The 12,182-nt window shown below is 38.3% G+C and carries 8 protein-coding genes; 5 read left to right on the plus strand and 3 right to left on the minus strand.

Annotated features, from left to right (window positions below; translation table 11 throughout):
- The first annotated feature begins 6 nt into the window (after nucleotides 1-6).
- Together truA and GD597_RS04410 are read left to right on the plus strand one after the other, a co-directional pair.
- Nucleotides 7-756, plus strand: a complete 750-nt coding sequence (truA, locus tag GD597_RS04405; RefSeq protein WP_171606611.1) for a tRNA pseudouridine(38-40) synthase TruA — start codon at nucleotides 7-9, stop codon at nucleotides 754-756.
- A 320-nt stretch (nucleotides 757-1,076) separates the two neighbouring features.
- Nucleotides 1,077-1,382: an RNA recognition motif domain-containing protein gene (locus tag GD597_RS04410; RefSeq protein ID WP_171606612.1), complete on the plus strand. Its 306-nt coding sequence runs from the start codon at nucleotides 1,077-1,079 to the stop codon at nucleotides 1,380-1,382.
- A 206-nt stretch (nucleotides 1,383-1,588) separates the two neighbouring features.
- On the opposite strand, the gene GD597_RS04415 is transcribed toward GD597_RS04410, so the two are convergent.
- Nucleotides 1,589-3,832: a patatin-like phospholipase family protein gene (locus GD597_RS04415; protein WP_171606613.1), complete on the minus strand. Its 2,244-nt coding sequence runs from the start codon at nucleotides 3,830-3,832 to the stop codon at nucleotides 1,589-1,591.
- 140 nt (nucleotides 3,833-3,972) lie between these two features.
- Between GD597_RS04415 and hutI the strand changes: the two genes are divergently transcribed.
- Both hutI and GD597_RS04425 read left to right on the plus strand, forming a co-directional pair.
- Nucleotides 3,973-5,211 carry an imidazolonepropionase gene (gene hutI / locus GD597_RS04420; protein WP_171606614.1) on the plus strand — a complete coding sequence of 413 codons (1,239 nt, stop codon included), beginning with the start codon at nucleotides 3,973-3,975 and terminating at the stop codon, nucleotides 5,209-5,211.
- A 231-nt stretch (nucleotides 5,212-5,442) separates the two neighbouring features.
- The gene (locus tag GD597_RS04425) at nucleotides 5,443-6,492 is read left to right on the plus strand and encodes a formimidoylglutamase (protein ID WP_171606615.1); all 1,050 of its coding nucleotides are present in this window, start codon (nucleotides 5,443-5,445) and stop codon (nucleotides 6,490-6,492) included.
- Between the two features lie 223 nt (nucleotides 6,493-6,715).
- Here the strand turns inward: GD597_RS04425 and rpoB are convergent, their stop codons facing one another.
- Nucleotides 6,716-10,519 carry a DNA-directed RNA polymerase subunit beta gene (gene rpoB, locus GD597_RS04430; RefSeq protein WP_171606616.1) on the minus strand — a complete coding sequence of 1,268 codons (3,804 nt, stop codon included), beginning with the start codon at nucleotides 10,517-10,519 and terminating at the stop codon, nucleotides 6,716-6,718.
- 258 nt (nucleotides 10,520-10,777) lie between these two features.
- Between rpoB and GD597_RS04435 the strand changes: the two genes are divergently transcribed.
- Nucleotides 10,778-11,467: an outer membrane beta-barrel protein gene (locus tag GD597_RS04435; RefSeq protein ID WP_171606617.1), complete on the plus strand. Its 690-nt coding sequence runs from the start codon at nucleotides 10,778-10,780 to the stop codon at nucleotides 11,465-11,467.
- 277 nt (nucleotides 11,468-11,744) lie between these two features.
- Here the strand turns inward: GD597_RS04435 and rplL are convergent, their stop codons facing one another.
- Nucleotides 11,745-12,119 (minus strand): 50S ribosomal protein L7/L12, encoded by a 375-nt coding sequence (gene rplL / locus GD597_RS04440; protein WP_171606618.1) that lies wholly within the window; start codon nucleotides 12,117-12,119, stop codon nucleotides 11,745-11,747.
- Nucleotides 12,120-12,182: the final 63 nt, after the last annotated feature.

A 12,182-nucleotide genomic window follows, 5' to 3' on the forward strand; every position in this document is an offset into this window, starting at 1 on the left:
TGCCATATGCCAAGATATTTTATGGAACTGGCCTATAAAGGCACCCAATTCAGTGGCTTTCAGGTACAGGAAAATGCAATAACCATTCAATCATCCATTGAGCAAGCTTTACAGGTAATATTTAAAGCCGCAATACCACTAACAGGTTCATCCCGTACAGATGCTGGCGTACATGCCATGCAAAACTTTTTTCATTTCGATTTTGATTATATTATAACGCCCAAAAACAAATACAACCTTAATGCTATTTTACCTGCAGATATTGCTATTACTGCATTTTACAAGGTAGAGCCACAACAGCATGCCCGGTTCGATGCGGTATCCCGGCACTATAAATATGTTATCTATAATCAAAAAAATCCTTTTCTCGAGCAAACGGGTTATTATTATCCCTTTGCGGTAAATACGCAGCTTTTACAAACCGCCGCACAAATGGTACAACACAATACCAATTTCACTGCATTTGCAAAACGCAATAGCCAGGTAAAAACATTTAATTGCCAGATTATGCAATCGCAATGGATGTTTAATGGCCCTGTTTTTGAATACCAGGTAGCCGCCAATCGTTTTTTACGGGGCATGGTACGTGCATTGGTAGCCACTATGTTACAGGTGGGTCGCGAAGCCATAACTTTAAACGATTTTGAAGCCTTATTACACAATAAGCATAATAAGCAAGCCAATTTTGCAGCTCCGCCACAAGGCCTGTTTTTGCAGCAGGTAGCTTATCCATTTACTTTAACACCTGTTGCCTGATTTTTTTTATTAGCCAAACAGTAGTTTTTTATAGGAACCTTACTTGCGTCGCACACTTGTACGTTCGGATTAAATGGCATCATTCCATTAATTCTACAATAAAACCCTGGTTTTTAAAGTAAATGGTTAAAAATAATAATAAATACCTTGTGGTATTATTAAATGCCTATCTTCACCGCTGATATTAAGCTGTGTAAGCACACAGTATAAGATTGACAAAAATTTTTACTTCTACGCGGTAATAGTTTCTTCTTCTTTACGGTGCATTATTCTTAATTCAAAAAAGGTATCTCATTTATTAGTTAAAATTCATTTGATTTATGAACATTTATGTATCTAATTTAAGTTTTCGCATTACTGAAGAAGACTTAAGAAAACTGTTTGAGCAATACGGAGAAGTATCTTCTGCTAAGATTATTATGGACAGGGAAACCAACAGGTCTCGTGGTTTTGGATTTGTAGAAATGCCTTCTGAAGCCGCCGGCAAAGAAGCTATGCAAGCCCTTAACAACAAAGATGTTGAAGGTCGTAACATCGCTGTATCTGTAGCAAAAGAGAAATCTGAAAGAAGCAGTGATGGTGGCGGTGGTTATAGCCGTGGCCGTTCTGACAATAAAAGATGGTAGTAGCTTAACATATACTTTATCCAAGAGCCCTGTATGGGCTCTTTTTTTATGCCTTTATTTAAGATAAGTGTAGATAGGTTTTGTGTATTTTTTTGTTGCACAAAGTACCGAACGATGAACCGAGCGTGGCAAGTAAAGCTATATAGGTGTTTATCTGCCGGCTAACAAAAAATGGTATTGTAACTATTTAACCGACTAGTGGTATTTTAAAATGGAATACCCAGATTTATATAGGGCAATATTTTTTTAGACTGATCGCAATACATGGCGCTTACTTCTAATGGTCCCAATACAAAATTGTATCCCAGGGAAACGCTATAGCCCGATAAAAAACCAACACTGCTGTTTTTGTTGCTGCTTACAAAATCATAGTATGCCATATTTACTTTTCCCAGTAAAAACAAACTGCTATACATCTGATAACGCAAGCCCAGCTGCAAAGCGGCAACGCTGCTGGTGTTTATCATGCCTTCAGATAAACCGGCAAATGTTACCTGATTGCGAAATGTATTGGTTAATCCGCCAACAAAATAATCGTTTAACACCCTTTGTTGCTGATTAAAATTGATGCTTGCCTGTAGTTGGGTAAAAAAGGTATATTTTTTAGAAAGCGGATAATAGTGTTCGTAGTTTAATTTGGTACGCAGGAAGTTATTGAAATAAAATCCCAGCGAATCCAGATTGCTAATGGGATACCCGTTTTTATAAAACGTAAGGTTTTGCCGCTGACTATATACATAGCCGGTTTCAATATCCAGCTTACTGCCTTTTTTAGGATACACCACATTGCTTAGAGTATTAAGCCTGATATAGGTATAACTGTTTATTAACCTGTTACTGCCTTTAAACTCGAACTGCGAAGTAATATTGGGTTTGTTATGAAAAGTTTCGAAACGGGTGCCAATGCCAAATGCCCATTTACGCCTGATAGTCCAATGTGTATTTACATCTGCAACAATATAAGTTTGTTTGTACAGTCCATCTTTTGCAAAATCTTTATAGGTGGTAAAGCTTAGGCCCTCTGCTTTTAAACTGGCTGTAATGGCGAAGGTTTTAAACTTACCAAATACCTGAGTATGTTCTGCTTTTAAGCGCATATTCTCACCCACATTTACTGTCACAAGCGTTCTGGAATAAGGAGTTACAAAATCTCTTGCAGTAATATTGCCAATAAGGCTAACACCTGTATTGCTGTTAAAATTTATGCCGAGTTTGGCAAATGTTAATGGATTTTCTTCTACATCAAAAACAATCTTACAAGATCCATCGGGTAGGGGTTGTAATGAATAGATTATTTTGTTGTAATAACGGGTGCCAAATGTTTTTCTTATTTGAGCAGATATTACAGCGGGGGTATAGAATTTATTATTTTCAAACTGCATGCGGTGTAAAAAAAACGACTCATTGGTTTTGTTTAGACCGTTTATTTGATAGGCAGTAATTCTTACCGAATCTACACTTGGTAAGGTGCTTATAATTGGGCCTTGTTTACCATAAATTTTTGTAAGTGAGTCGGCAATATGTAGCAGTTTTGGGTAAACACTATCACCAGTTTTTATGCCTTCTGCAATAATATCATCGCTGGAAGAAAAGCTGCCCATGTTGAAATTATCCAGGTTATGCGGAATATAGATATCGCACAATTTTTTTTCTTTGGCGGCATCTTCATCTTCTCTAAAAAAAGCTACCTGCAAAAGCACCTGAAATACATTGGTGATTTTTTCTTTGGGCAATAAACCACCTGATACATTGCTTCCAATAACCAGATCGGCGCCCATAGCTTTTGCGTCTTTAACAGGGAAATTTCTTACCACCCCGCCATCAACAAATTTTCGGCCATTGTAATTTACGGCTGTAAAAACGGAAGGGATGGCCATACTACTACGTACGGCTTGTACCAGCTCTCCTTTATCTAAAACAACACCTTCTCCGTTAGCAACATCTGTGGCAATGCATTTAAAAGATTTTGGCATTTTTGAAAAGTCTTTGATGGCATATACCGGAAAGAAAAATTCACTGAATTTGAGCCATAATTCTTCTGATTCCAATACACCACTTGGTAAACGGAAACCATGATTAACCCAGGGTAATTCAACAGCATATTTAAAATACTCCTCTTTTTCATCCATTGATAGTGAGCGCAAGGAAGCTGAATTGGAAAGCAATAAATCCCAGTCGATACTTTTGGCCATTTTTTCAATAGAGTCTGCAGTATAACCACTGGCATATAAAGCGCCGATTATACTGCCCATACTGGTGCCTGTAACATAGTCTACCTGCAAACCCGCGGAATCAATTGCTTTTAAAATACCAATATGAGCCAACCCTTTGGCTCCACCGCCACTAAGTGTAAGTCCAATTTTTGGCCTGGTTTGGGCATTAAGTGTTATTGTGGCTATTACCAGCAATACTAATAAAATAAAGTACGCTTTTTTGAATTGGTTAGGCATGGTGTTTATATAGCAGTATGGTTATTTGTACAACCATAATTTGTTTTCCTGTATAAATGTACTGGTGAAAAATTAATTTCTGTTCTAATATAAGGTTAAGTTTCTGCTTTATAAAAACAGGGGGTTTTGTAATATTGCTTATGCATAGAAAATTGGTGGTAAATATTGGTTGTCTTGCAAATGTGCGTCCTCAAACCCAGCTGTTGAGAGGGGCTGCATTAAGCGAATTACCCTTGCTGAATAACGCATACCTATTTCTGGAAGATGGATTGATAGCAGCATTTGGTTCTATGCAAACAATAAGCGATGAATTATGGGCAAATGAAATAATTGATGCAGGTGGAGCCACTGTGCTGCCAGCCTGGTGCGATAGTCATACCCATCTTGTTTTTGCTGCCAGCAGAGAAGATGAATTTGTGCTTAAATTGAAAGGGGCTACCTATGCCGAAATAGCTGCTGCAGGTGGTGGTATATTAAATTCGGCTGCTAAATTACAGAGTGCAGAGGAGGAGGCACTTTACACGGCTGCGTGGTTGCGATTACAGGAGCTGATGTTATTAGGTACAGGAGCAATAGAAATAAAAAGTGGTTATGGGTTATCAGTAGAAGCGGAATTAAAAATGTTGCGCGTTATTAAACGTTTAAAGGCCAATTCGCCCATACCTGTAAAAGCCACTTTTTTAGGGGCGCATGCATTTCCCGAACTATTTAAAAATAATCAACAGGCATATGTTGACCTTATAATACAGGAGATGTTGCCTGCTATTGCAGCGGAAGAACTGGCAGATTATATTGATGTTTTTTGTGAGCAAGGTTTTTTCTCAGTGCAACAAACCATACAAATATGTGAGGCAGGGAAACAGTATGGTCTATTGCCAAAATTGCATGTAAATCAGCTTAACAGTATAGGAGGTGTTGAAGCGGGTATTGCGCTGGGCGCTCTATCATTAGACCATTTGGAAACGATGACTGCGCAAGACATTTTGTTGTTATCTAATGCTGCTACAATTGGCACATTATTACCAACAGCTGCTTATTTTTTGCGCATGCCTTATCAGCCCGCAAGAGATTTAATTGATGCAGGATGTGCTATTGCCCTGGCTTCGGACTTTAATCCCGGTTCCTCGCCCAGCGGAAATATGAATATGGTAGTATCGATGAGTTGTATACAAATGAAAATGTTGCCCGAAGAAGCCATAAATGCGGCTACCTTAAATGGTGCCTATGCCATGGGGCTAGGCGATAGCTGCGGCAGTATTTCTGTTGGAAAGAAAGCGAATTTAATTTTTACAAAACCCATTAACAGTATTGCCTATATTCCGTATGCTTTTGGTGCTAACTTAATAGACAGAGTAATGATTAATGGCAATTTTTTATAACCTGGCCTTTGAATTTTGCAAGCACTTTCCGGACTTAATTTTTTGTTTGTTGATGCTTGTTTTGAACGTACAAGTGTGCGACGCAAGTAAAGCTATATATGTATTTTTTAGCTGGGCCAAAACAACAATTATTCTCCATTTTTTTATTCCCTTTTTACTAAAGAATATACATGTTTGTTTGGCGCAAATGGGGTATCTTCATAGTATACGATACATCTAAAAGTTATTGCCATGCAACACCTTAAAATTTATACCAAACAAGATATATTAAGTGTTACCCGTATTAGAAGATTTGAAACCAAATTAGGCGAAAGGGTTAGGGTTATTACTGATGCTACCAATATTGAACAATCCATTTCATCATCTCCTGCCAGGTTTGTTGTAATTGGTGTTCCCGAAGATATTGGCATTAAAGCCAATCTGGGAATTGGCGGTGCCGACAGTGCCTGGGTACCATTTTTACAGGCATTTTGCAATGTACAAAGCAATGATTTTTTAGAAGGCAGTGAAATTTTATTACTGGGCCATTTCGATTTTTCTGAAGAAGCCCGCCTTATTGAAGCCAATGCCCAGAGTTATGAGGAGAAATGTGAGGCGTACCGGCATGCAGTAAATTTTATTGATAATGAATTGGAGAAACTGGTTAAAATTGTAACTGAACATAAAAAAATACCCATCATCATCGGTGGTGGTCATAACAATTCTTATCCTTGCATAAAGGGCGCTGCCAAAGGTTTATGTAAAGCAGGGCTAATACCACTGGCACAAATTAATGCTATTAACCTGGATGCACATGCCGATTTCAGGCCACTCGAAGGCAGGCATAGTGGCAACGGGTTTAGATATGCTGATGAAGACGGATATCTTGAAAAATATTGTGTAATTGGCTTGCACGAAAACTATATTCCACAGAATTGCTGGATGGATATTGTCAATGATCCTTTTGTTGACGTGATAACTTTTGAAGATATTTTTCTACACGAAAAACGCTCCTTTATACAAGCCGTGGCACATGCGACCGGGTTTACCGATGATACCTATTGTGGTATTGAATTAGACCTGGATGCCATTGCAAATACATTAAGCAGTGCTGCTACACCCGTTGGCATTAGTGCCTTACATGCAAGGCAATACATCAATTTTGCCGCCAGCGATACCAAGGCAGCCTACCTGCATATTTGCGAAGGCGCTACCCGGCTGGATAATGGAAAAGAAGACGATAGTACCGGCAAATTAATTAGCTATCTGGTTACCGATTTTGTAAAAATGCTAAATGCTTAAATGCACCCTGATTTTTTGAATTGTTGGTACAAACTTATCAATGCTATTAGGCTTTACTTGTGTCACTCACTTGTACTGCAAATCTTTACGCGGCAAAATTAGTAATGCCATTGCTTGTAAGAAGTATAAAACATCCCTATCACCAATTTTCAAATTCACAAATCGCTATAAAAAAAGGCTGTTTCTTTCGAAACAGCCTTTATATTTTGTAATCAAAAATTGATTATTCAAATTTTAAATCTAAACCTAAGCCCCTTAATTCATGAACCAATACATTGAATGATTCAGGAATACCGGCTTTTGGAATATTATCACCTTTTACAATGGCTTCATAAGTCTTGGCACGACCAATGATATCATCAGATTTAAGTGTTAGCAATTCCTGCAAAATATTGGCAGCACCATAAGCTTCCAGTGCCCAAACCTCCATCTCACCAAAACGCTGACCACCAAATTGTGCTTTACCACCCAAAGGCTGTTGTGTAATTAAACTGTATGGTCCGATAGAACGGGCATGCATTTTATCATCAACCATGTGGTGAAGTTTAATGATATAGATAACACCTACAGTTGCTTTTTGGTCAAAACGCTCACCGGTTTCACCATCATACAAATAAGTGTGACCCATCGAAGGTATACCAGCCTGATTACAATAATCAGCAATCTGGCCAACAGAAGCACCGTCAAAAATTGGGGTAGCAAATTTAACGCCCAGTTTCTTTGCTGTCCAGCCAAGAATGGTTTCGTAAATCTGACCAAGATTCATACGGGAAGGTACGCCCAACGGGTTTAACACAATGTCAACCGGTGTACCATCTTCCATAAAAGGCATATCTTCTGCACGTACAATTTTTGCAACAATACCCTTATTACCGTGGCGGCCCGCCATTTTATCACCCACTTTAAGTTTACGTTTTACAGCCAGATAAACTTTTGCAAGTTTTAATACACCGGCAGGTAATTCGTCACCAATGGAGATATTGAATTTCTCTCTTTTATAGCGGCCTAATTCTTCATTATACTTAATACTATAATTGTGTAATAAAGTATTAATCAAATCATCTGTTTCTGCTTCTCCAGACCAACCTAATGGGTTAACATTCTGGTAGTCAATGGCGGCAAGATTTTTTTGATTGAATTTAGCAGACTTACCAATCAGCACTTCACCAAAATTATTGGTTACACCTGCTGAAGATTTATCTTTTAATAATGTTTGAAGCTTATTATGTAATAATTCTTTTAGGTCTTCAACATTTTTCTCATGTACTTTTTCAATCTTTTCCAATTGTGCTTTCTCACGGATTTTACCGTTTTTATCTTTCTTGGCACGTTGGAATAATTTTTTATCAATAACCACACCTTCTGTTCCGTTTGGCGCTTTTAAAGAGGCGTCTTTTGCATCACCTGCTTTATCACCAAAGATGGCACGTAACAATTTTTCTTCCGGTGTAGGATCGCTTTCACCTTTTGGAGTGATTTTACCAATCAAGATATCGCCTTCACGAACCTGGGCACCAATACGGATAATTCCATGTTCATCCAAATCTTTAGTGGCTTCTTCAGAAACGTTTGGAATATCAGGAGTAAGTTCTTCTTCACCCAATTTGGTATCGCGAACCTCTAATTCATATTCATCAATATGTATTGAGGTAAATAAATCTTCACGAACAACTTTTTCGCTAATTACAATCGCATCCTCAAAGTTGTATCCTTTCCAAGGCATAAATGCTACCTGCAGGTTACGGCCCAATGCCAGTTCACCGTCTTTTGTAGCATATCCTTCAGTAAGGAAATCGCCTTCCTGTACTTTCTGTCCTTTTTTAACAGCCGGACGAAGAATAATACAGGTTGATTGGTTCGTTTTAATAAACTTGGTTAACCTGTAAATAATCAGGTCCTCTTCAAAGCTGATCAAACGGTCAACATCATTTCTTTTATAACGAACATGAATTTCTTTAGAATCTACATATTCAACTACCCCATCACCCTCTGCGTGAATTTGAATACGGGCATCTCTGGCAGCTTTGCCTTCAAGACCGGTACCTACAACAGGAGCTTCAGGGCGAATTAATGGAACAGCCTGACGTTGCATGTTTGATCCCATCAATGCACGGTTCGCATCATCATGCTCAAGGAAAGGAATCAATGAAGCACTCAAACCAACAATCTGGTTTGGCGCCACGTCCATGTATTCTACTTCACCTTTTTCTAATATCGGGAAATCACCTGTTTGGCGACTCACAATTCTGTCATCTACGAAGTTCCCGTCGCTGTCAACTTTTGAATTTGACTGTGCAATTTTGGCCGGGTCCTCTTCCTCTGCACTTAAATAAGTAAGTGCATTCATGTTCACTTTAGCCTCTTTTACTTTATGATAAGGTGTTTCAATAAAACCCATATCATTAATCTTTGCGTGAACGCAAAGTGTCGAAATCAATCCAATGTTTGGACCTTCAGGCGTTTCAATAGTACAAAGTCTGCCGTAGTGAGAATAGTGTACGTCACGAACCTCAAAACCGGCTCTTTCCCTGCTCAAACCTCCGGGTCCTAATGCAGAAATACGGCGTTTATGCGTAATTTCAGAAAGCGGATTCGTTTGATCTAAGAACTGAGATAACTGAGATGTACCAAAGAAAGAGTTGATAACCGAGGAAAGTGTTCTTGCATTAATCAAATCAACGGGAGTAAATACCTCATTATCACGTACGTTCATTCTTTCACGAATAGTTCTGGCCATACGTGCCAAACCAACACCAAATTGAGCGTAAAGTTGTTCACCAACAGTACGTACACGGCGATTACTCAGGTGATCAATATCATCAATCTCTGCCTTACCATTGGTTAAACGTACCAGATATTTGATGATTTCAATAATATCTTCTTTAGTAAGAACCTTATTGGTAAGTTTTTGAGTAACACCCAGTTTACGGTTAATCTTATAACGACCAACTTCACCAAGATCATAACGCTTGTCGCTAAAGAATAATTTATCGATAATACCACGGGCAGTTTCATTATCAGGGGCATCTGCACCTCTTAACTGGCGGTAAATATGCTGTACAGCTTCTAATTCACTGTTTGAAGTATCTTTATTTAAGGTGTTGTATATAATGGCATAATCACCACCTACATCTTCCCTTTGTACAAAAATACTTTTAACATCCAGGTCTGCAATTGTTTCAATAGCGTCTTCATCAAGCACCGTATCACGCTCCATCACAATTTCGTTACGCTCAATGGAAACCACCTCTCCGGTGTCCTCATCCACAAAATCTTCTACCCAGGTTCTTAATACACGGGCAGCAAGTTTTTTATTCAGATGATGTTTAAGTGTTTTCTTATCAGCAGCCACTTCATCAGCCATTCCAAAAAGTTCCAATATATCTTTATCCGTTTCAAATCCAATGGAACGTAATAAAGTAGTTACAGGGAATTTTTTCTTACGGTCAATGTAAGCATACATCACATTATTAATGTCTGTTGCAAATTCCATCCAGGCACCTTTAAACGGAATTACCCTTGCAGAGTAAATCTTGGTTCCATTAGGGTGTACAGACTGACCAAAGAATACACCTGGTGAACGATGTAATTGAGATACTACTACACGCTCTGCCCCATTAATTACAAAAGTACCACGGGGAGTCATGTATGGGATATTGCCCAAAAATACATCCTGAACAATTGTCTGGAAATCAACGTGCTCCTCATCATTACAACTTAAACGTAATTTTGCTTTCAAGGGAACAGCATACGTTAAGCCACGTTCCATACATTCTTCAATGGTATAACGGGGGGGATCAATAAAATAATCCAAAAACTCCAGCACGAAAATGTTACGGGTATCCGTGATAGGAAAATTTTCCTTGAACACCTTAAACAATCCCTCGTTATTACGCTTATCAGGGGTGGTTTCTAACTGGAAAAAATCTCTGAATGATTCTAACTGAATGTCTAACAGATCAGGAGTTTCAGCAAGGTATCGGGTTTTACCGAAACTTATCCTGCCTTGAATTGTAGTTGATGACATATCTGTATTTAACCGGTTTTACTGATCTAATGTGTTAAGTAGGTTATACTCAACTTATTGATAATTATCTAATTGCGATTTTTTTGCCCTTATGCTATCTGTATTAATACAAATAGGACAAAATTAAGGAGTGCGAAGGTAATAATTGTAGTTGAAAAGTGCAAACATATTTTGTGCCAAATGTTAATGGCAGGCGAATTTTATTGCCTATTTAAACTTTGGTTTCCCGCTGGTATCATATTTGCAAAATATAGGGTTATGAAGAAACATCTTTTGGCATTTCTACTGTTGTTTTTATTAATTGGTTCAGCAGCAGAGGCACAGTACTATGTAGTTAGACCCCCAAGGGCAAGGGTACGTGTTAGTCCGGGTTACCGACGACCACCAATGCGGCAGGCCCCTGCTCAACAAAAGAAAAAACAATCCAACTTCGAACCAACGCTCAATTTTAGCGCAGGTTATGGCTATCCCAATCTTGATAAAGACCAGTTTGCTGATTTTTTTAACCGATATCAGGGTACGGTTTCACAAACAGGGCCTATAAATGCAGCTATCGATTATCGTTTTAGTAAAAATATGAGTATTGGCATTGCCGGTACTTATGGCAAAGTTTCGGTACCTTATTATAGTTTTCAAACCGGTTCCGATATACCCGATTTTACCGGTACACTAAAAAATTACAGTATAATGCTTAATATTTTAAGTTATATACCAGCGAATAACCAGCATTTCGAACCATATTTGCGTACAGCAATAGGTTTAAATATTTGGGATCAGCAATATCTTGATGCAGGTGGCGCTACGGCAGCTGTTGCATCAGAACCCTCTCAGTTTGCCTATCAGGTGGCATTGGGTACCGATATTCAGTTATCTAAACGCTCGGCATTTTTTGTAGAAGCAGGTTACGGAAAGTATATAGTAAACGGTGGTTTAAAACTTAAATTTTAACCAGTGTTATTTTCAAGGTTGCATTTTATGTTACCAGCTAAAGGTATGGCTATTTAGCCCGGTTGTGTCACTCACTTGTACTGTATAACTGTAAGCAGCTTTTCAAGTATACTTTAGTTAATTAATATTTATTGTGGCTGACTTTTGTAGTTGAATAGCATTGTTGCAGTACAAGTGTGCGACGCAAGAATGCTTAATAGATGTACGCTAAGTTTGGCACAAAATAAAAGCCCGATACAATTGTACCGGGCTTTTATTTTACAGTAGATTATATTAATTATTTCATTTCTACTTCGGCACCAGCTTCTTTTAATTTAGCAAGAATTTCTTCAGCTTCAGCTTTTGCAATTCCTTCTTTAACTGGTTTTGGAGCACCATCAACTAGGTCTTTAGCTTCTTTCAAACCTAAACCAGTTAATTCTTTAACGATTTTAACTACGTTTAATTTGCTTGGACCTGCGTTAACCAATATAACATCAAATGCAGTTTTTTCTTCTACAACTGCTGCACCACCACCATCAGCTGCTGCTGCAACTACAGTTGCTGCTGCTGGTTCAATACCGTATTCAGATTTCATGAAATCTGCTAATTCCTGTACTTCTTTTACTGTTAAGCTTACTAATTGTTCAGCTAATACTTTTACGTCTGCCATTTTGATTAAATTTTTACCGCCTTCATAGCATTATTTGCGCTCCGGCGGTGGTTTAAAAAAATT

Source organism: Limnovirga soli (genome assembly GCF_013106755.1).
In the GTDB taxonomy this organism is placed as follows: Bacteria; Bacteroidota; Bacteroidia; order Chitinophagales; family Chitinophagaceae; genus Limnovirga; species Limnovirga soli.